Source organism: Tolypothrix bouteillei VB521301 (assembly GCF_000760695.4).
GTDB classification, from domain to species: Bacteria; Cyanobacteriota; Cyanobacteriia; order Cyanobacteriales; family Nostocaceae; genus Scytonema; species Scytonema bouteillei_A.
Genome location: NZ_JHEG04000001.1, coordinates 635,599 through 656,961 on the forward strand (window position 1 = coordinate 635,599; position 21,363 = coordinate 656,961).

At 41.6% G+C, this 21,363-nt stretch carries 14 protein-coding genes and 1 pseudogene; 8 read left to right on the forward strand and 7 right to left on the reverse strand.

The window, feature by feature from the left end:
• Positions 1–223: 223 nt before the first annotated feature.
• The 5 genes from HC643_RS02375 to HC643_RS02395 all read right to left on the reverse strand — a co-directional run bounded on the left by HC643_RS02375 (position 224) and on the right by HC643_RS02395 (position 4,146).
• Entirely contained in the window at positions 224–1,054 is an 831-nt protein-coding gene (locus tag HC643_RS02375; protein WP_038107262.1) for a cold shock domain-containing protein, read from the reverse strand.
• A gap of 23 nt (positions 1,055–1,077) precedes the next feature.
• Positions 1,078–1,338, reverse strand: coding sequence for a hypothetical protein (locus HC643_RS02380; protein ID WP_038107260.1), 261 nt, complete (start codon positions 1,336–1,338; stop codon positions 1,078–1,080).
• 47 nt (positions 1,339–1,385) lie between these two features.
• Complete coding sequence (locus tag HC643_RS02385; RefSeq protein WP_038107257.1) at positions 1,386–2,663, reverse strand: APC family permease; 1,278 nt, start codon at positions 2,661–2,663, stop codon at positions 1,386–1,388.
• A 156-nt stretch (positions 2,664–2,819) separates the two neighbouring features.
• Positions 2,820–3,287 (reverse strand): DUF3592 domain-containing protein, encoded by a 468-nt coding sequence (locus HC643_RS02390; protein ID WP_038107254.1) that lies wholly within the window; start codon positions 3,285–3,287, stop codon positions 2,820–2,822.
• 379 nt (positions 3,288–3,666) lie between these two features.
• On the reverse strand, positions 3,667–4,146 hold the full coding sequence (locus HC643_RS02395; protein ID WP_038107251.1) for a GNAT family N-acetyltransferase: 480 nt from the start codon (positions 4,144–4,146) through the stop codon (positions 3,667–3,669).
• Positions 4,147–4,614: 468 nt separating this feature from the next.
• On the opposite strand from HC643_RS02395, the gene HC643_RS40710 reads away from it, so the two are divergent.
• A complete protein-coding gene (locus HC643_RS40710) occupies positions 4,615–5,013 on the forward strand; it encodes a helix-turn-helix domain-containing protein (RefSeq protein WP_038092057.1) in 399 nt (132 codons plus the stop codon).
• Complete coding sequence (locus tag HC643_RS40715) at positions 4,965–5,561, forward strand: IS630 family transposase (protein WP_202048575.1); 597 nt, start codon at positions 4,965–4,967, stop codon at positions 5,559–5,561. Before HC643_RS40710 ends, HC643_RS40715 begins: the two co-directional genes overlap by 49 nt.
• A gap of 19 nt (positions 5,562–5,580) precedes the next feature.
• Here the strand turns inward: HC643_RS40715 and HC643_RS02405 are convergent, their stop codons facing one another.
• Complete coding sequence (locus HC643_RS02405) at positions 5,581–7,107, reverse strand: bifunctional metallophosphatase/5'-nucleotidase (RefSeq protein WP_038074107.1); 1,527 nt, start codon at positions 7,105–7,107, stop codon at positions 5,581–5,583.
• A gap of 188 nt (positions 7,108–7,295) precedes the next feature.
• Here HC643_RS02405 and HC643_RS02410 point away from each other — a divergent pair, with 188 nt between their 5' ends.
• The 3 genes from HC643_RS02410 (at position 7,296) to HC643_RS02420 (ending at position 16,779) form a co-directional block, all read left to right on the forward strand.
• Complete coding sequence (locus tag HC643_RS02410) at positions 7,296–8,204, forward strand: isopenicillin N synthase family dioxygenase (RefSeq protein ID WP_038074110.1); 909 nt, start codon at positions 7,296–7,298, stop codon at positions 8,202–8,204.
• 165 nt (positions 8,205–8,369) lie between these two features.
• The gene (fusA, locus tag HC643_RS02415; protein WP_038074113.1) at positions 8,370–10,400 is read left to right on the forward strand and encodes an elongation factor G; all 2,031 of its coding nucleotides are present in this window, start codon (positions 8,370–8,372) and stop codon (positions 10,398–10,400) included.
• Positions 10,401–11,268: 868 nt separating this feature from the next.
• Positions 11,269–16,779 (forward strand): trifunctional serine/threonine-protein kinase/ATP-binding protein/sensor histidine kinase, encoded by a 5,511-nt coding sequence (locus tag HC643_RS02420; RefSeq protein ID WP_237265816.1) that lies wholly within the window; start codon positions 11,269–11,271, stop codon positions 16,777–16,779.
• 193 nt (positions 16,780–16,972) lie between these two features.
• Here the strand turns inward: HC643_RS02420 and HC643_RS02425 are convergent.
• A pseudogene (locus tag HC643_RS02425) lies at positions 16,973–18,245 on the reverse strand (RNA-guided endonuclease InsQ/TnpB family protein).
• Between the two features lie 144 nt (positions 18,246–18,389).
• Between HC643_RS02425 and HC643_RS02430 the strand changes: the two are divergent.
• The 3 genes from HC643_RS02430 to HC643_RS02440 all read left to right on the forward strand — a co-directional run bounded on the left by HC643_RS02430 (position 18,390) and on the right by HC643_RS02440 (position 21,184).
• On the forward strand, positions 18,390–18,530 hold the full coding sequence (locus HC643_RS02430) for a hypothetical protein (protein ID WP_167844573.1): 141 nt from the start codon (positions 18,390–18,392) through the stop codon (positions 18,528–18,530).
• Positions 18,531–18,695: 165 nt separating this feature from the next.
• Positions 18,696–20,045, forward strand: coding sequence for a glutamine synthetase family protein (locus tag HC643_RS02435; protein WP_038074116.1), 1,350 nt, complete (start codon positions 18,696–18,698; stop codon positions 20,043–20,045).
• A 17-nt stretch (positions 20,046–20,062) separates the two neighbouring features.
• Positions 20,063–21,184 carry an amidohydrolase family protein gene (locus HC643_RS02440; protein WP_038074119.1) on the forward strand — a complete coding sequence of 374 codons (1,122 nt, stop codon included), beginning with the start codon at positions 20,063–20,065 and terminating at the stop codon, positions 21,182–21,184.
• Positions 21,185–21,363 lie beyond the last annotated feature (179 nt).

Here is a 21,363-nt window from a genome sequence, read left to right on the forward strand (position 1 = left end):
AATTATCGTCATGACAAGGCAGATGGCAGAGGGCAGATGGCAGAAGGGAAGAGGTTTTTAGGCAACTTTACTTTTCGTTACATACTTCGGTTTTTTTGCGCCTTTCTACTTAAATGAAAGCTTGGTAAATTATGCTCTTGGAAAAGAGCGATAGGGCTTTAGCCCTTAGCGCTTACGCTATCGCATTTCAAAAGTAAATTTTTTCTCTCAGTCAAGCTTTGCTCTACATCGATCGCACGTTGCGAGCTACCCAACCAAACTGGCTTTGGGCTAACTCAAATTTGACAGCCGTACCAGCTGATATGGTACGGTATCCCTCTCCTGGAATAGCGGTGAAGTTGAAGAAGACATCTTCACCACCGTCATTTCTGCCAATTGCACCATTGCCCGTTTTGAGATCGAACCAACGTACAGTTCCTTGCAACACAGTTCTTCCATTGGCTCCCAATGGTGGTCCACCATTCAACCATTCTTGTTGGGGGATGCGAACTTGTTTGACTTGGTCGGTATCGTAAGCTTCATAGCGGTAATCGGAGCGCGTCTCCATAATTGCCCGCAAATCGTGCCGCAATTCTTCAAGTGTTGGTCGCCCGACAAAGAACCAACCGTTGTAAATTTTGTAGATGGTTAAATCGGGACGCAAAATAAAAGTATAAGGTTGAGCGCGATAGGCATACTCACCTTCCGTGCTATCTAAAATATTAATTTGCTTTATCAGTTCGCGTTTCTCGTCACATAGAAACGACCACTGTGCTCCCAATCCAGCCCGGAAAGCAGCTTGAACTAGAGGCGGGTCCACACTAATTGTTACCAAGGAGCCGTAATTGACTGCCAATTCACTTTGAAACCGTACTAACTGGGAAAGCTGTTCTCGATCTCTAGGACAAAAGAAGCCTCGATAGAAGACAACAATCAACGGGTAACCGTCGGTAAAACCCATGTGACGATCCATCAGGCTGGGCTGAGTGAAATCGGAAAGCTTCACCAGTTCATTTTTGTGATTCGGCAGTTCGGCATTTATAAAGCGATCCCCTGGTTGTAAATTTGCGGTCATAAAGCTGCACCCGTGCAAAAATTCTAAATATTAAGCGCTACAACAATCTTATAAATTTCTGAGAATATGTTTGTAAGTAACCCCTTGTAAATATCATCTACAACCATGTTGTGATATATCCATTTTTGAAAATCAGACGTTTGTGGTAAACAATATTCATTGAATTGCCAAGGGGAATTTCCTAAAAAGCTGCCGACCAAATCTTCATAGAGTTTAGCGTGGGTTACACCCTCATAGTCTAACCACAAATCTTCGTAACTAGTTTCAGGATTGAAGGCAGTCATTATGAGGGGTGCAATAGCAAAGATTAAACTAACCAGATCCGTCTGTACTAGTCTGTAGTTAGTAATCTTACAATGACACGCCAGATTAGCCCAACAGCAATGAGCGTTAAACCTACTAACCAAATCTGTTGTTCTACCCAAAAAGCTAAGAAAGCACAGGAAGCCAAACCCGCCCAAGCTAACCATTTAGGATAGAGCCGTTCTTGGGGAGGTAGTTGTAGTGCTGCCAAGTTAGTGACGGCGTAGTAAATTAAAACGCTGAAGGCACTAAAAGACCAAGTCGTTTTTACATTTCCAATCAGAACCAAAAGAGCGATCGCAATGCCAACAACCAACACAGCCCAAACTGGTGTCGTCTCTGACTTATTCAACCTTGCCAAAATTCCAGGTAGATCTCGGCGTCTTGCCATTGCCAATACCACGCGAGACAATCCTAGAATCAAATTCAGCAGCACGCCTAACATTGCAGTCATGGCTCCAAGAGCTAAGACTACACCACCGCTTGAACCTACAACGTTGCGGACAACAAGTTCAAGCGGTGCAGCTTGAACTTGTTGAGTGACCTTGCCTAAAACATCTGCTCCCACTGCTCCAATACCAACCACCGCCACTGCTATATAAAGCAGCATCGTCAGCAATAAGGTGACAACCATCGCTCTGGGAATAGTTTTTCGCGGTTCTTTTGCTTCTTCACCCATTGTGGCAATGCGACCATAACCCGTGTAAGCTACAAACATGAGCGCAGTCGCTTGGAGTAAGGATGCAGTATTTCCCGTAAAAAAAGGTGTAAGATTTTTAGCACTATTCTCGATGGCACTTGGCAAACAAACAACCACAAAGAAACATAAAGATAGCAGCGTTATCGATACAATGATGATATTAATCAGGTTAGAGCGCCGAAGCCCACTTAGAACAATTAGAGTCAGAATAGCCACAGCTATTAAAGCCGTAGGAACGAAAAAGCCACTACCTATAAGATTGGTAGTAGTCAGTAAGTAGCCAGCAAAACCCAATGCAGCCGTGGCTGCTGAAGCAGTTTTGGCTAAGAGAAACATCCAGCCTGCTGTAAAACCAAACCAAGGATTAAGGTACTTATAGCCGTATTCATAAGTTCCACCACTGACAGCATGATTGGCAGCTAACTGAGCACTGTTTAGACCGTTGCAAGTGGCAACGAAAGCAGCTAACGCCAGTGCAAGTATAACGCTAGGTCCAGCAATTCCAGCAGATATGCCTATACTTACAAATACACCTGTACCAATAATCGAGCCCAGTCCCATCATCGTTGCACCCATCACCCCTAATTCTCTTCGTAATTGGGGCATTACTGTTCTCTGTGACACAACACACCTTTTGTTGAGATAGAGACTACAGAAACATATTATCGTAAATCAATATCGAAATTCTATATAAAACTCTTACATCTGCTGTTTAATGCGATCGCCAGACTTTTTGTTACAGCAACAGCATTTTGGGTTTAATTACTTTTGATACTTAGCCTGTGTAAAAAGCCCCTTCTTTGTCAACGGTATGATTATTAAACATCCCCCAATAACCAGAAAAACCGATCCTAAAGCAGTCAAAACAAATGTCACTCCCCAAAGACTAAAAAAAGAATTAATATTGACAGAATTGGGATTTTGAGAATTATATAACACTTCTACCTGTTGACCTAGAGAAAATCGTGGTGGGTAGCTACCTGTATTAGATTCAAATATCCTTTCTTGTCCAGATTTTGTGGTAAATCTAACCATTGGATAGTAAAGCTCGGAAACTTCACCATCACTATCAGTTGAGAAGCGTCTGATTAAATTGACGACTGTCCCTTGTGCTGGTATTGCTTGACTGACGAAAGAACGAGTATTCAGTCCATTGACTATGCCTGCAACACTAAGTATAGTGCCAACACCACCCATGACTGAACCAATTAACATGATAATTTTACTCATAGAGATTGTGACATGTTTGAAACTATTATTGAACTATTAATTTAGGTCACAATCGGGTAAAACTAGGGGAAACCTCTAGATAAGCTTTGAAGCGTAGTGCCATATTCCAGGATCTGTATTCTCAACTAGCCATCATTTGCCAGCAAGTTGGTGGGTTTGAATTTACCAGAACACATTCATTTTGTAGGTCTCTTATCTAACCCAAAAATTTGTTCATCTGTAGAATTCCCCTTTGATTTGGTTGTCTCGCTGTCGTCGTGCTTCCATGTCATCCCAGTTAAGTTTGCGAGCTAGTTCCACTAGACGATTTCTAATATCAAAGGCTCAACTCAAATACGGACGTGACAATCGCTCGGAGCATTTTTAAACCCGAGTGCAGCTATAACTTCTTGAAGTACCTAGCGATGGGTAACAACCTGAAACCTAGCTTTTCATATGCACAACGTGCTGGAGCATGACCGGGGTCACCTCCAGTCTCGACCATAGCAACAGACATTCCAGCAACTTTCATCCAATCAAGAGCAAATTCCATTAGAGCGGTGCCAATACCTCGACGTTGATAGTCTGGATCGACGGCAATCATGTAAATTTCCCCCATTCTACTCTCTGAGTAGAGCTTCACGGCTATAAAACCCACGGTTGAATCAGAGTCGATAGCAACCCACACTTTCATGTCTGCTTCTACACAGACGGACTCGACAGCATGAAGCTGACTTAAACGCCAACCCTCAGGATAAAATGAGCGGTACACCTCAATATCCATCGCTTTCTCAATCGAATCAAAGACTGGAGCCCATGCCCGAAGCGAAAGACTTTTGACGGCATCAAGCTGACTATCTTCGTATGGTTCAATTCGCATATAAGTACGGACTTCGCTGAGTACAAGGTATCAGTAGCATCGTAACAGAAAATTAAACACTCGTGTTACAAAAATACTACATTTTTAGGTGTTATTTACTCATTGTGTTGAAGGCATATAGAAATCCTAAATCATTTGTAAAAAATTTTGATTGCTAATAGCTAATGGCTTTTTGACCATTAGCCATTAGCTATTAGCTATTAGCAGTTTTCACTCTTATTTTTATATTTCATTTAGGATTGCTATAACTCTGAAGTTGTAACAAACTAACAAATAAGAAAATAAAAAATACGGCTGTACAGTTCTCAAGTCATATGAAGCGATCGCCCTGGTACGAATTTGTCGCTAACTTTTCAAAGTTGAGCCTTCTTCAAGGTTACTTGTGACCGATGTGGCATGAACAAATACAGCAGTTTCCGATGTTATGAGGTACAGTTAGTATTAATAAAATCAAAAGATAATACTGTCATGAAAGCATATTCAGTAGATATTCGAGAAAAAATAGTGGCAGCGCATATTGAGGAAAAAATCTCGATTCGTCAAGTAGCACTCAGATTTGCAGTGAGCAAAAGTTTAGTACAAAAGCTAGTAAAGCAACAAAAAAGTCATGGTAATTTACAACCATTAAAACCGGGTAAGCCACGATTTAGTCATCTGACAAATGCGGAATTAGAGTTAAGAGAACTAGTGTCAGAGAATCCGGATGCAACAATAGTGGAATTCTGTGAATTATTTGCGGCAAAGACAGGTAATTGGGTGAGTCAGACGGCAATGTGTCGTTCTTTACAAAAATTAGGATTAAATCGCAAAAAAAAACATTGCGGAGTAGCCAAGCAGCAACTCCAAGAGTTCAAAAACTCAGAGTAGAATATTGGGAAAAAGTCAAGGAGATAGAGCCAGAAAACTTGGTATTTTTAGATGAAACAGGGGTAATACTGGGTTTAGCAAGAACGCATGCACGTTCACAAAAGGGAACAAGAGTATATGAAATGAAGCCATTTTACCGGGGAGCAAAAGTTACGGTGATTGGAGCAATAAGTCTTAAAAAAGTTGTGGCATTAATGACAATAAATAACTCAATGGATAGCCTAGCTTTTGAAGGATTTATTGAGAAGTTCTTATTGCCTCAATTATGGCCGGGAGCAGTAGTAGTTATGGATAATTTACCGGCACATAAACTAGCATCAATCGAACCAATGATTGAATCTGTAGGTGCAAAAGTCTTGTGTTTATCTCCATATTCTCCTGATTTTAATCCCATTGAATTATGGTGGTCACAACTTAAATCTTTTTTACGTACTTTTTCTCCAACTACAACCGAAATGGTTGATAAAGTTATCTCTGTTGCTCTCGACTTGATGAATCCTCAACATTTAAAAAATTGGTTCACTAAGTGCTGTTATTGTACCTCATAACATCGGAATTTGCTGTAAATTATGGATAATTTAAACTGTCTGATTTTAGCAAATTGCTAGAAGTTGCTTGATGCTTTAATCGGTCAATCATGACAAATCGAATATCCCGTTTTTCGGCAATCAGTTTAATCCCCGGTTGTTGAAGATTTAAGAAGTCCAACCCTTTTTCTTTACCGCTAATTAAGAAGTCATTGATAGCGATTTTATAAGTGCGTTTGGGGTCAAGAGGTTGACCCTGAACCAACCAATTTTTTGAATTGGCTTGCTGGCTTACTTTAGCTGTTTGCAAATAGCCACCAGTACCTTTATTAGCTTGTCCTCGATCCAAGACTCTTTGCAAAAGCGCACCATCGATCTCTATTGCAACAACTTTACCCCCAAAAGGCAGTATCCGAATCACATCAAATTGGGTAATTGGTCCTGGGGGAATAACATCATCTATGCGAATGGAACCACCATTAAAGACAGCTAAATCTGCGTCAGGTACTTCCTGCAACATCGCCTCAGCAATTAACTCTGTCAGCTTTGTAGATGTATTGCGGACGCTAGATTCTAAACCATCTAACGCAAATGTCAGTTGACCAATTTCCTGAGTTGGCTCAAAACCAGCAGCACGAAATGCTTGATAACCTCGTTCTAGCCATTCCTTAACTATTTTTGCCGTTTTTGGGTCGTCAGGAATTTTTTCGGTAATTGGTACCAATCGAGAGTTAATTGCAAGACTTTTATCAATAGTATCGTAACTCAATTGGTGAACGTAAACTGTACGTGCATTAGCATCTGCTTTAAAAATCGGTGTAAAATCCCGACCCCGCCATTGCTGGATATTTTCATGTTCGTGACCACCCAGAATTATGTCGATTTCCGGTACAGTTTCGGCTAGTTTGCGGTCATCTTCAATTGATAGATGAGTGATGGCAACTATAATATCAGCTTTACCCTTTAGTGCTATCACCTGCTGTTTGGCTGTTGCAATCGGATCGGTATAACTGACGTAGTTAGGCTGATTGCTATTGAGGGTAACACCAATTAATCCTACCCTAACCACAGCACCGCGATCGCCTTTAACATTGAATACTATTGAGCGGGGAACGCCCTTGAAAGGTTGTCCGGTGCGAGCGGATACATTACTGGAAATCCAGCGAAATTGAGATTCTTGCAATCTTTGATAGAAGAGATTTTCGGGTAAGTCAAATTCGTGGTTACCAAAAGTCGCATAGTCAAACCCCAAGGCGTTCATCACAGCTACCATTTGCTGACCTGCTAGAGGTGTACCATTAATTTTGGCAGTTCCTAAAGCCGAAGGGCTAAAAGCGTCTCCTGCTAACACGGTGTAGGTGCGGGGATTGGCTTTGTAAAGTTGTTTTCGTAGGGTGGCGACACGCGCTAAACCACCACGAGTTCCACCCTCGACAGGAGTAATTTCATAGATATCGTTAAGTTGTAGCAGGTTAATATTTACAATTTCTGCAAGTGCAGGAGTCACTAAGGTTACTGCTGCTAATACTTGTAAAACTACACTGTATGCCTGAAAAATAAGTTTCATTTTTAAATTTGGAAACTCGTACTTTAGTGTTTCTATTATTATCTAATGTTTTGGATGATGTGGGATTGTAAAGTATTGCGGGAGAGGTACTCCTGCTACTAAGACAATTGCTTACTCATGAGTAGCAATGCATGACATAAAAGTTGTTAAATACAATTAAAATTTAAAAACTAAAATTCACGAGTCATATGGATAATATTCCGGTCATTGACTTTTCTCTCTTTACCAGTGATGATGCAAGGGCTAGGCAAAGTGTAGTTGAGCAAATCTACGTAGCTTGTCATGAAATTGGGTTTATGTATTTACAAAATTGTAGTATATCTCAAGACCTGATTGAGCAAGTATTCATACAGAGCAAAGACTTCTTCAATTTACCTTTGTCAGTAAAGCAGCAGTTTGCTTGGAGTGATGAATTTAGCAACTGTGGTTATGTTGGTGTAGGGAGAGAACGCCTCGACCCCAATAAACCAGGCGATTTAAAAGAAGCTTTTAATGTAGACAAAGAATTTTTTGATAGTAACAAATTTGTTCATAACTTGGAATTTTACGCTTGCATTCTCAACTTTCATGAGGCTTGTACAACACTTGCCGATCGCGTGCTGCAAGCTTTTACTTTCGCTTTGCAATTGCCATTCGATTTTTTTACCACTAACCACGATCGGCACAACCATACTCTAAGATTGCTGCACTATCCCCCATTGTTACAACCACCATTACCCCTACAGGTTCGTGCGGGTACACATTCTGACTATGGCAGTATTACCTTGCTGTTTCAGGATGAGGTCGGAGGTTTAGAAGTTCAGACAGCAACGGGTGAATGGATTGCAGCGCCGACGATTCCTAATACTATCATAGTTAATACTGGGGATTTAATGGAACGGTGGACAAATCACGTGTTTTGTTCTACTAAGCATCGGGTGATTGTTCCTAATGATGATAGGGTGAAGCAGTCGAGGTACTCGATAGCGTTTTTCACACATCCAAACGACGATACAGAAATTGCTTGTTTGGAAAGCTGTCGAAGGGGATTGTTGCCTGTTTATCCCCCAATTCTTGCAGGGGAATACCTTTTGAGTCGCTTGCGAGCAACATATTAGCAGGTATGGTCAAGCAAACAACTCTTTCCTACTGGGCGATTGTAGAAATGCATGGCGATCGCTAGCAAACCGTAGCTCTTTACATTTTTGTAGTATGAATGTAATATATAATGATAGTTACTGTTGAGACAGTAGCTATTTGTCCATTTTGCAAAAAGGAAGTTTATGAAACCCCGAGAACGCGTCCGCAATATTGGTATTTCTGCCCACATAGATTCTGGTAAAACCACGTTGTCGGAGCGAATTCTATTTTATACTGGCAGAATCCATAATATTGAGGAAGTACGGGGAGGTGGCAAAGGTGCCATTATGGACTTCATGGAGTTAGAAAAAGAACATGGCATTACTATCACCTCAGCTGCAACCTCCTGTCAGTGGAATGATACCCAAATAAATCTTATTGATACACCCGGACACGTGGATTTTACGATAGAAGTTGAACGTGCCTTACGGGTTTTGGATGGGGCAATTATGGTACTTTGTGCTGTCGCGGGTGTACAGTCACAGTCGATTACGGTAGACCGTCAAATGAAGCGGTATCGAGTTCCGCGTTTGGCGTTTGTCAACAAAATGGATAGGGCTGGTGCAAACCCTTTTCGTGTTGTGCAAGCAATGCGCGATCGCCTTGGGCTGAATGCGGTGTTACTTCAGCACCCAATTGGTAGTGAAGACCAATTTCACGGAGTCATTGACTTAGTGGAAATGACTGCAAATTACTATGAGGGTGAAAACGGGGAGAACTGGGTAAAAAATCCAGTTCCTGACACTCTTAAGGGTGAAGCACAACAAGCAAGGGAAAAAATGCTTGATGCTTTGTCATTGTTCTCAGAATCAATGACAGCCATGTTAGTAGAAGGTGAAGAAGTTCCTAAAGAACTGATTTGGGAGACTATTCGACAAGCAACCCTAAGACTGGAACTAGTTCCAGTGCTACTGGGTTCTGCTTTCAAAAACAAAGGAGTGCAAAACTTGTTGGATGCAGTCACCCTTTACCTTCCTTCTCCTGTAGATAAGTTTGTCGTCGCCCTGAAGCGCACAAATGAACGGAATTCCCAACCTCAGATTCCCATTTATTCCAAACCTGACAGTCCATTGGTTGCTCTAGCATTCAAGTTAACAGTAGAGTCTTTTGGACAGTTAACCTACACTCGTATTTACTCAGGCACATTAAAGCCCGGTGATACTGTTTACAATCCCCGAACAGAAAAGCGAGTGCAAATTGGTCGTATGGTGAGGATGCATGCTAACAAACGAGAAGAAGTCAAAGCTGCTGTCGCAGGGGATATTGTTGCTCTGTTGGGTGTTGACTGCGCCTCTGGAGATACTTTGTGTTCTGAAGAAATGCAAGTTTCTTTGGAAGGAATGTTTATTCCAGAAGCAGTCATGACTCTGGCAATTACTCCCAAGAAGCAAGAAGACACAGATCGTCTTGCGAAAGCACTGCACCGTTTCCAACGGGAAGACCCGACATTCCGAGTTAGCGTAGATCCGGAATCAAATAACACTCTCATTTCTGGTATGGGAGAGCTCCATTTAGAAATTTACGTTGAGCGCATCAAGCGCGAGTACAATGCTGAGGTTTATGTGGGACAGCCTGCAGTTGCTTACCGAGAAACCATTTTGCAACAAGCTAGTTTCGACTACCGACTCAAAAAACAATCAGGCGGTTCCGGTCAGTTTGCCCATGTCACTGGCAGAATTGAACCTTCAGACGAACCGTTTGTGTTTGAAAATAAGGTTGTTGGTGGTGCGATTCCTAAGGAATACATTCCTGCTTGTGAAAAAGGTTTCAAAGAAGCAATGCAATCAGGATTGTTAGAAGGTTATCCCGTAACTGGGGTGAAAGTGGTTTTGGAAGGAGGTTCCTATCACCCTGTTGATTCTTCGGAATTCGCGTTCCGGTCGGCGGCGCATCAAGCTTTTGAGCAAGCATTTGCCCGAGCAAAGCCTGCTATACTCGAACCCATTATGCTTGTAGAGGTAGAAACACCTAACGAGTTTGTGGGAAGAGTCCAGGGCGATCTTTCATCCCGTCGTGGTTTGCTATTGGGTTCTGAAACCATGCAAGGCGACTCGGTTATTCGGGCTGAAGTCCCCTTGGAAAAAATGTTTGGCTATTCTACAGCCTTACGATCGCTGACTTCCGGTATGGCAACTTTTTCAATGGAGTTCGCCTGCTACCGTCGTCAAATTTAAGTTGAACGTAGAGACGCGCCATGGCGCGTCTTTACAAAATTTTTCGGTTACATTATTTTTTCTTTAATTTTTTTTAAAAAAATATAATTAAGTATACAAAAAAGACTTAGTATAACTTTTGCGATCGCTTTACCTTAAACGCTGAAAAAACTATTAAATTCTTGTTGGTTCAAGCTAATTTACACTCCACCAGTACCCCCATAGTAGACTGTGGCAGGTAGCTTTCTGCCATCAATATCCTTTCCTTGATATTGGGCTCCCATTGCAGGTGTAGCCAGGAAAAATACTACACTTAGGAATAGCTGTAAAATTTTTATCGTAAGATTGAAGTACGATTTGACGCTGCTATTTTTTTAAGGTAAACACGATTTCTATGTAAGCAACTTTATCAAGAGAGCGATCGGCATATATAAAAGAAAACCCAGACATACTTTTACATCTACAGGGAGTTTTAAGTATTATATAGTGTAAGGTATTTCAATTTTCTTCTGCCTGGAGTCACAAAAGCGTTTAAGGAAAGCGATTGCCTCCAGCACGCTTCGCGAACGCATTCCCAATGAATATATTGATTCGAGGGTAAGGCTTTAAAGGCTGTTTAGTACATCATACGGGACTCAGTTGAGGTAAGTATGAAGTCAGTACAGGCTGACTTAACTTGTATAGCCGCGATTTCAATCCCCCAATGTTTTGTCCAGATAGAGATGTCCCCGAAGAGATAAGTACCATCCGAACCGCTAAGAACAAGAGTTCCTGTCAAAAATGGGTTGATATTCCAACCGTAGCAGTCAGCGCTTTTGCTCGTTTTGAAAACCAAATTTGTGCGTTGTACTTGGTAATTTCACTATATCAATGGGAAGAATAAGTTTGTATGGGCAGAAAAAAATTGGATTTGATAGAGGCAGCTATGGTGAATTTGACTGGTTATTTTATTTCTCAACAAATATACTCAGGTCATAAAACTGTAGTTTATCGAGGGATTAGGGAAGTAGATCGGCAACCAGTTATTATTAAAAGAATGCGGAGTGAGTATCCTAACTTTAGAGAACTCATACAATTCCGCAATCAGTTCGTCATCACCAAAAATCTTAACTTAGAAGGTGTAATTAAAACGTATAGTTTGGAACGCTATAAGAACAGCTACGTTTTGGTGATGGAGGATTTTGGGGGTATATCTTTAAAGGATTATGTAAAGAATTATGTCTGTGACAACCAGCATCCGTGTTATGGGGGGTCTGTTGATGAATTTCTGGAAACTGCGATTCAAATAGTGAGCGCGTTGGAAGGATTGTATCGCTCTCGAATCATTCACAAAGATATCAAACCAGCCAACATCCTGATTCATCCGATGACAAAGCAAGTCAAGCTGATTGACTTCAGTATCGCCTCTCTACTGCCAAGAGAAACTCAAACTCTAACGTGTCCCAATGTGTTAGAGGGGACTTTAGCATATTTATCGCCAGAACAAACCGGACGGATGAATCGCGGGATTGATTACCGCAGTGATTTTTACTCGTTGGGGGTGACATTGTTTGAAATGCTTACAGGACAATTACCTTTTGCAAGCAATGACGCCATGGAGTTAATTCACGCTCATATTGCCCAAACTCCACCACTGGTTCATCACATCGCTCCGACAATTTCCCCAACTGTTTCTGCCATCGTCAATAAACTGATGGCAAAAAACGCCGAAGATCGCTATCAAAGTGCTTTTGGGCTGAGACATGATTTGGAAATGTGCCTCGAGAGCTTGAAACAAACAGGCAAAATTGGTACATTTGAACTAGCAAAACGAGATATATGCGATCGCTTTCTGATCTCGGAGAAACTTTACGGACGCGACAAGGAAGTCAAAATATTGCTTGAGGCATTTGCACGGGTAGCGCGTCCACAGGCAAAACAACTCGCAACAGATGAACTCACAAATACTTTATCAAGAATATCGAATATTGTAATGGTAGCGGGTTTTTCTGGGATTGGGAAAACGGCTGTTGTGAACGAAATTCACAAACCCATTGCCAAACAGCAAGGTTACTTTATCAAAGGTAAGTACGAGCAATACAAACGCGACCTTCCCCTCTCAGGATTTGTGCAAGCATTGCAAGATTTGATGGGGCAAATCCTCTCAGAAAGCGATGCACAATTACAGGTTTGGAAAAATAAAATCATCTCAGTCTTGGGTGAAAATGGTCAAATTCTGATTGATGTGATTCCAGAACTCGAACAGATTATTGGTCAGCAAGCTCCGGTCTTAGAATTATCAGCAACCGCCGCACAAAACCGCTTTAACTTACTGTTTCAACAATTCATCCAAGTGTTTGCAACTGTTGAGCATCCTTTAGTGATATTTTTGGATGACTTGCAGTGGGCAGACCAAGCATCACTGAAATTGATACAGCTATTAATCACAGAGACACGCTATGTGTTGACGATAGGAGCATACCGAGATAATGAAGTCTCGAGTACACATCCATTGATGCTGACTTTACAAGATGTTAAGACGAGTATCAAGACAATCACCTTAACACCCCTAAGTCTAAGCAACATCAACGAATTGATTGCCGATACCCTGAGTTGTTCGAGACCACTCGCCCAACCTTTAGCAGAACTTGTTTATCAAAAAACGCAAGGCAATCCATTCTTTAGCAATCAATTTCTGAAGTTTCTCTACGATGAAGGTTTGATGAGTTTTGACTATCAACTCGGTACTTGGGAGTGCGATCTGACGGGAGTGAAGATGTTAGCTACGAACGAGGATGTTGTGGAGTTTATGGTCAGACAATTGCAGAAATTGCCTCTAGCCACGCAATCGCTCTTGCAATTAGCAGCCTGTATTGGCAACTCTTTTGATTTGGCAACTCTGGCAATTGTCTGCGAACAATCGCTAGGTGAGACATCTGCCGATTTGTGGAAAGCGCTAGAGGAAGGATTGGTGATTCCCATAACAGAAGTTTATAAGTTTTATCAAAACGAAGGCGAGTACAATCAACCACTTATAGCAGATCGCTCCGCACAATTAACCATAAGCGATGAGCCATTAGCCAACTATAAATTCCTTCACGACCGAGTACAGCAAGCAGCGTATTCGTTAATTCCTCAAGACCAAAAACAAGCAACGCACCTGAAAATTGGGCAACTGCTGTTAAGCAAGACGCCAAAATCACAACAAGAAGAGAAAATCTTTGAAATTGTCAATCAATTCAATGCAGGTTTAGAATTAATCACTCTTCCAAACGAGCGAGAGAATTTAGCATCATTAAATCTGGTAGCAGGGCAAAAAGCCAAAACGGCCACGGCTTACACAAATGCTTACAAACACTTAACGACGGCCATGCAACTTCTGGGAAATCATTCTTGGGAAACTCATTACGAGTTAACCCTCATCTTGCATCAAGAAGCAGCAGAGGTAGCATACTTGGCGGGCCACTTTGAACAAGTGACACAATTGGCAGATATTGTGTTAGAAAAAGCGGCTGGCGTGCTCGATAAAGTCAAAGTTTATGAAGTCAAAATTATGACTTTAGGAGCACAAAATCAACCTCGAGAAGCTGTATATACAGCCTTAAGCGTCCTGAAAATGTTGGGACAAGAATTGCCCGTGAATCCCAAGAAGTCCGATCTCGAGCAAGCTCAGTTAGAACTCACTGTCAATTTGAAAGAAAAGTCGATTGAAGATTTAATTCATCTACCGGAAATGACGGACGTCACGCTCTTAGCAGTTCTACGTATCCTATCACTTATCATCACCTACTCCTATCATGCAGTCCCTGAATTATTGCCACTTATTTTGTTAAAACAGGTCAATTTGTCACTCCAATATGGCAATGCTCCTTTATCAGCTTTTGCATACTTGTGTTATGGGTTAATATTGGGTGGGATAATGGAAGACATAGAGCAAGGATATCAATATGGCAAACTGGCTTTAAATTTATGGGCAAAGTTTAATGCCAAAGAAGTGAAAGCTAAAGTGATTCAAACATTTTATGGCATGATCGGGCATTGGAAAAACCATCCCCGACAAGTTTTATCACCTTTGTTAGAAGCTTATTCTGTAGCTTTAGAAACGGGTGATTTAGAATTTGCCGCTTTTTCTCTTCAAATGCATTCTTACACTTCATACTGCATTGGCAGGGAACTCACCCTACTAGAATCCGAAATGGCATCCTACAATCATACCATTCGTCAACTCAAACAAGAGATTTCGTTAGGCTGCGCTTCCGTGTTTCGACAAATCGTTCTGAATTTACTAGGAAGAACTGACAATCCCTGCCTATTATCTGGTGAATCTTTTGATGAAGAAACAATACTGCCACTTTTCCAAAAAAGTAACAATAAATTGGGGTTTTTATTTTTTTATTTCAGCAAACTTCATCTATGTTATCTATTTGGAGAATATCAGCAAGCTTTAGAATATGCAGCGTTAGTAGAAGACTATTTCAATACTAGCACAGGACAAATCGTCACGGTACTTATCTATTTTTACGATTCACTCTCGCGACTGGCAATTTACCCTCAAACCCCAGAGCAAGAACAACAGATGATTCTTGAGAAGGTACGTATCAATCAGGAAAAATTACAGAAATGGGCGCATCATGCACCGATGAATTATCTACACAAATTCTATTTGGTGGAAGCAGAAAGACATCGAGTGCTCAAGCAAAAATCGGAAGCGATCGAGATGTACGATCTCGCTATCTCTCTAGCTCAGGAGAATGAGTACCTTAATGAAGAAGCTCTCGCTCGGGAATTAGCTGCTCGCTTTTACCTCGAATGGGGGAAACAAAGAGTTGCTCAAGATTATATGACCCATGCCTACTATTGCTATGCTCGGTGGAGTGCAAACGCAAAAGTTTCTGACTTAGAAAAACGCTATCCTCATTTACTTGACTCCATTCTACAACCGGACACAAATCTTCTCAATTCTAGCGATACACTTACAGTGTCCGGTGGAACGACATCATTAATACCCTCAAGTAGTAGCAGTGTTTCCGAACAACTCGATTTGACGAGTGTGATCGAAGCCTCACAAACTCTAGCAAGCGAAATTGAATTGGACAAGTTACTCGATAAATTGATGCAAGTTGTCATGGAAAACGCCGGAGCCAAAAAATGTGCTTTGATGTTACCTCATGGCAACAATTTGGTTGTTGAGGCGCTTGCGACCTTTTCCGGGAGCCCAATTATTCTGCAATCAATTCCTGTTGAGTCTTGTTTGGAAGTTCCCCTTCACCTGATTAACTACGTCAAAAACACGCTCAAAACTTTAGTGATTGATGATGCTGTTGCGGAAAATTCCTTTGTCAGCGACCCCTACCTCAATCAATACAAACCCAAGAGTCTGTTGTGTACTCCCGTCCTCAATCAAGGAAAGTTAATTGGAATTTTGTACTTAGAGAATTCTCTGACCACTGGAGCCTTTACCTCCGAGAGATTGCAAGTGCTGAACCTTCTGATTTCCCAAGCCGCCATCTCCCTAGAAAACGCTCGCCTCTATCAAAAATCCCAAGACCTCTACCTGCAAATGCAAAGCTACGCCGAGCAACTCGAACATTCTCTGAGCGACTTGCAGCAGATGCAACTCCAACTTATTCAAAATGAGAAAATGTCTGCTTTGGGGAATTTAGTGGCGGGTGTGGCACACGAAATTAACAACCCTGTGGGCTTTATTGCGAGTAATTTACAACCAACACAAGAATATCTTCGCGATCTCTTTCACCTGATTGACCTTTATCAAGAAAAATTTCCCCACCCTGGTGCTGAAATTTTAGCTCAACTCGAAGCGATAGATCTCGAATACCTGCGGGAAGATTTTCCCAAACTGATTGACTCTTTAAAACTGGGAACCGATCGCATTCGCCATATCAGTACTAGCTTGCGGATTTTCTCCCGCGCCGACACTGATACCAAAGTCCCTTTTAACATTCATGATGGTCTTGAATGTACCTTGTTGATTCTCAAACACCGTTTAAAAGCCAATGGCAATCGCCCGGAAATTCAAATTCTTAAAGAATATGGTGAGTTACCATTAGTCAAATGTTTTCCCGGACAACTCAATCAAGTCTTTATGAATCTTTTAGCGAATGCCATTGATGCCATTGAAGACTTATCGGTCGCTAAAACAGCTTGTATTCGGATTCAAACTCAATACATCTCAGAAAATAAAAGTGTTCTGATTGGGATTAAAGATAATGGGGTGGGAATCCCTGAGGAATTGAAAACCAAAATTTTCGACCATCTGTTTACCACAAAAGCTGTTGGCAAAGGGACTGGCTTGGGATTATCAATTGCCCATCAAATTGTTGTCCAAAAGCACCAAGGGGTTTTAGAAGTCCATTCCGTTCCCGGACAGGGTTCGGAATTTTTGATCGCTCTTCCGGTATAATCCCTTCCATTGCAAGAAAGTTGCTGATTCTAAGAGTTGTCTGAGAATAAAGTTTTCTCTCATCTAAACGAAATTTGAGATCGTTTATCCTTAGCGCATCCAAAAATTTAAATTAATTGCTATTTCTTGAAAAATTTCCTAATTAATGCTGAGGTGGTCATAGGTGATACATTAAAAAACCTAGTGACATCTCCTACACTCGTCCTTCGGACTGAGTGTAGGCTTCCAAGACAATCCGGCTATTGCTTAGGAGGCTCTTGGCTTTAAGAACGGAATGCCCTACCGCTCTGTCTTACAAAGTTTGGCGGTGTCGGTTTCCGTCCCGCCAACTTTGCGCTATTTTTTATATTTATCGCTGCATTATGGTCGCGGTCAAGACTGCAACCACACTGGCAAGAATGCCAACGTTCATGCAATTTCTTAGGAACTTTCACGCCACAACTAGAGCAATCTTGAGAAGTGCCAGAAGCATTCACAGCTATCACCAACAAACCAGCATTTTCGGCTTTGTTTGATAGTATCGACAGGAAGCTTGACCATCCAGCATCATGCAGAGATGTTGCTAGTCTGGATTTTGAAAGTCCTTTTATATTAAGGTCTTCATGAATAACAACGTCATATTTAGACAGTAATTGTTTTGCAGTTTTAAAGTGAAAATCTTTACGCTTGTCAGCAACTTTTTTGTGCCTCTTGCCCAACTGCTTTACAGCTTTGCGTCTACGGTTACTGCCTTTTTTGCGTCGTGATACCCGTTTTTGGATAACTCGTAAACGTTTTTGAGACTTGCGATAATGTTGAGGTATTTCTACAGTCTCACCCTCAGAAGTTGTTAAAAACTCCTTTAAACCCATATCAATACCAGTTATAAATTCTGGATTAATATCTGGTTTGATTTCTGGAACTGTAGAATCTTCAAGGCTGAGGGTAACGTAATACCCGTCAGCTTTTTTGGTAACTGATACCGTTTTTACCGTGAGTCCATCCGGTATTGGGCGATGCAAAACAAGCTTGATATTTCCTAGTTTTGGTAGGTTAATCAAATTTCCTTGAATGCAATCATCTTTCATCTGTGGATAAGTAAAAGTCCGGTAACGGTCACGAGACTTAAACCGAGGTCTACCACTTTTCTTACCGTTGCTATCCCCACTTAAAAAGCGGTCAAAAGTAACCTTAACTCGCTTGACTACATCTTGCAAAACTTGTGAGTAAATTTCACCGTAGTGAGGATGAGTCTTTTTGAGCAATGGCAAACTTTTCTTTTGACTGTAATAGTCTGGTTTTTCGCGTAATTCTGGTAGGTGACAAACGAGAGGGCAAGCGTTAATTGGACAACGATTTTGCTCATACCAATCGAAACGTCGAGCCAACAAATAATTATATTGAGAACAAAGCATAGACAGCCATCTATCTATTTCTATAGCTTTTTGCTTTGTTGGACGTAACTTGTATTGGTATGAGGTTCTCATTTGTTTATCACCTCCTTGATCCGCCTATGTTAACATAAACGTATTAACAATGGTGATACAATGAAAAATAATTCTATAAGAATACGATTATCTGATAGACGTTTAAATAAACTACGTTTATATGCTGCTCAGTCGGACAAAACAATGACTCAAGTAGTAGAAGAACTTATAGACTCTTTGCCTCAACCAAAAGAAATTGGTGAGCAGCGCGGTCTTGGCGGTTTCCGTCAAGAAGCGACTGCTCACCCGAAGGGCAATTCCTCATCGACCCCACTCCCGCGTTAATCTTCGATTAACATAGGTCGGGGGCGGCACGTTTTGGGAAAGAATCTTCTTTCCCAAAAGCTGCCTTGTCAATTCGTCATTGCCCCAAAATTCATCTCATCACTCCCCTTCGGGTGAGTGAGAGGCTTCTTTTGGATTAAGCTAAACCCTAAAAGCGCGATAGCAATGGTTGAAAAAAATAATTTGAAAAAAGTACGTAAGTTTCTTGAAGACACTGGTGTGAAATTGGTGCGATTTCTTTGGTGTGATAATGCCAACATTATCCGTGGGAAAGCCGTACATATAGAGATGCTATCTCACTACTTTGAGCATGGCGTAGGTATTTCCGTAGGTCAACAGGGAGTTCCTGTAATGTATGATGCAGTTGTCCCAGAGAGCAATTTAGGTCCGGTGGGTGAAATTCGCTTAATACCAGATTGGTCTAGCCTGAAACCCTTACCTTATGCCCCCGGTCATGCTCGTGCTATGGGTAACATGGTAATTAATGGTTCGGCTTGGGCTTTATGCCCCCGAAACTTCTTAAAGCGGATGATAGCCGAAGCTAAATCGCAAGGTTTGGAAGTGCGAGCCGCTTTTGAAAATGAGTTTTACTTGCTGCGGCAAACATCTGATGGTACTATTCCTGCTGATTCCACAGTGTTTGCCTCAACTCAGGCAATGGACCTCAACTGTGAAGTCATTAATGCGATCGCCGATGCACTTATCACCCAAGGTATACCTGTAGAACAGTATTACCCAGAATCCGGCCCCGGTCAGCATGAAATTTCCATGCGCTACACTGATGCTTTGCAAGCGGCTGACTGGCAGATTGCTTTTAGAGAAACTGTCAAAGCGATCGCCTACCGCCACAACCTCACCGCTTCTTTCCTACCCAAAATCTTCCCCAACGCGGCTGGTAGTGGCTGTCACATCCATTTTAGCCTTTGGCAAGATGAGAAAAACCTTGTGGGCGATCCACAAAGTACCTGCGGTCTATCGAAGATAGCATTACAATTTATTGCTGGTATCCTGCACCATCTTCCAGCACTGATGGCACTTACGACTCCAAGTACTAATTCTTATCGCCGCATTCGTCCTCATAGTTGGAGTGGTGCTTTTCGCTGTTGGGGATTAGATAATCGGGAAGCATCTGTGAGAGTTCCCACCGACCCTAACTTGAACTGTCCGAGCCACTTGGAATTGAAGACGGTGGATGCATCAGCTAATCCTTACTTGGCATTAGGTGCAGTTATTGCAGCTGGGCTTGATGGCGTGCAGCGCGGTTTGACACCTCCCAACCCAGTGAATCAAGACCCAGGATATTTATCAATTGAAGAACGGAATTCCCATGGAATAGATCCATTACCAGATAACTTAGGGCAAGCAATCGCTCACCTCCAGCAAAACGATATCCTATTAACAGCTTTAAATCCTCAATTAGCCCAAGCTTTCTTAGCAGTGCGTCAAGCAGAGTGGCAAGCTATGAAAGATTGGGAATTAAAGACAGAAGTCAACATGTTATTAGAAAAATACTAACGGTATTTAACCCGAGCATGAATTTAGCTGATATTCCTTTAATTGACCAACACGCCCACAACATATTAAAACCAGAAATAGCTGCCCAATATCCTTATGCAGCTGCTTTTACAGAAAGCGATCGTCCAGAAATTATCAACAATCATGCCCGCTTTACGTTTTTTTACCGACGTAGCTTGCGGGAGGTTGCAGCTTTGTTGGACTGCGAACCTGAAGAAACAACAATTTTGGCACGGCGGGAAAGTTTAGGATTAGAAGATCTCACACAGATTTATTTTCACGCTGCCAATCTAGAGGGGATCTATTTGGATGATGGTTTGCGACCAGAAACTATCCTACCTCTGTCATGGCATGAAAGGTTTATTTCTGTGCGACGAATTCTGAGATTAGAAATGTTAGCAGAACAGCTAATTCCACAATCACCAGATTTTACGACTTTCCTAACCAGATTCAACAGCGAACTCGATCCGCCACCACCTGGGGTCGTTGCTTTTAAAAGTATTGCCTGTTATCGGAGTGGCTTAGATATCCAACCTGTAGCTGAAGAGGTAGCTGTAGCTCATTTTGACAACATCAAACAAAAATTTTCAACTCAACAGTTGCGACTTACAGATAAACCCCTGATTGATTTTTTGTTGCAACAAGCGTTATTGGTAGCAGCGAAATATCATCTCCCCGTGCAGTTACATACTGGCTACGGCGATCCCGACTTGGATTTACGATTGGCTAATCCCCTGTATTTGCGTCATTTACTGGAGTCACCACAGTACAGCTGCGTACCAATAGTATTGTTACATGCTTCCTATCCTTATATGCGGGAGGCTGGTTATTTGGCGTCTGTATATCCTCAAGTTTATTTAGATTTTGGGTTAGCAGTACCCTTTTTAAGTGTATCTGGAATGCGGGAAACCATCAGACAGTTATTAGAATTAGCTCCTACTACGAAACTCATGTATGCTTCTGATGCTCACTCAATTCCAGAATTGTATTACTTGGGTGCAAAATGGGGTCGCCAACTGTTAGGAGAAGTTTTATGGCAAGCAGTTACGGATTCTGACATTACTGTTGCTGAAGCTGAGGCGATCGCTATCGCAATTTTACGTGAAAATGCTTTACTGATTTATCAATCAACACCCTAACAGCTACCAGATACAGCTTGTATATTGTTTGTTTGGTATATTTGGAAAAGCCCTAACGCTATCAAACGAGTTTTAAATTTACTACTGTACGTATATCGAAATCCTCAAAAAATCCAAAATAAAAAATGTAGAGAAATTGTGTAAAACCTCTCTACATTAATTTGCTTAGCCTTTAGTAG

What these genes read in the sequence shown, in the direction of transcription:
- HC643_RS02375 (WP_038107262.1), bottom strand. Translation starts at nt 1,054, where the DNA reads ATGACCGCAAATTTACAACCAGGGGATCGCTTTATAAATGCCGAACTG.
- HC643_RS02380 (WP_038107260.1), bottom strand. Translation starts at nt 1,338, where the DNA reads ATGACTGCCTTCAATCCTGAAACTAGTTACGAAGATTTGTGGTTAGAC.
- HC643_RS02385 (WP_038107257.1), bottom strand. Translation starts at nt 2,663, where the DNA reads ATGCCCCAATTACGAAGAGAATTAGGGGTGATGGGTGCAACGATGATG.
- HC643_RS02390 (WP_038107254.1), bottom strand. Translation starts at nt 3,287, where the DNA reads ATGAGTAAAATTATCATGTTAATTGGTTCAGTCATGGGTGGTGTTGGC.
- HC643_RS02395 (WP_038107251.1), bottom strand. Translation starts at nt 4,146, where the DNA reads ATGCGAATTGAACCATACGAAGATAGTCAGCTTGATGCCGTCAAAAGT.
- HC643_RS40710 (WP_038092057.1), top strand. Translation starts at nt 4,615, where the DNA reads ATGAAAGCATATTCAGTAGATATTCGAGAAAAAATAGTGGCAGCGCAT.
- HC643_RS02405 (WP_038074107.1), bottom strand. Translation starts at nt 7,107, where the DNA reads ATGAAACTTATTTTTCAGGCATACAGTGTAGTTTTACAAGTATTAGCA.
- HC643_RS02410 (WP_038074110.1), top strand. Translation starts at nt 7,296, where the DNA reads ATGGATAATATTCCGGTCATTGACTTTTCTCTCTTTACCAGTGATGAT.
- fusA (WP_038074113.1), top strand. Translation starts at nt 8,370, where the DNA reads ATGAAACCCCGAGAACGCGTCCGCAATATTGGTATTTCTGCCCACATA.
- HC643_RS02420 (WP_237265816.1), top strand. Translation starts at nt 11,269, where the DNA reads ATGGGCAGAAAAAAATTGGATTTGATAGAGGCAGCTATGGTGAATTTG.
- HC643_RS02430 (WP_167844573.1), top strand. Translation starts at nt 18,390, where the DNA reads ATGACTCAAGTAGTAGAAGAACTTATAGACTCTTTGCCTCAACCAAAA.
- HC643_RS02435 (WP_038074116.1), top strand. Translation starts at nt 18,696, where the DNA reads ATGGTTGAAAAAAATAATTTGAAAAAAGTACGTAAGTTTCTTGAAGAC.
- HC643_RS02440 (WP_038074119.1), top strand. Translation starts at nt 20,063, where the DNA reads ATGAATTTAGCTGATATTCCTTTAATTGACCAACACGCCCACAACATA.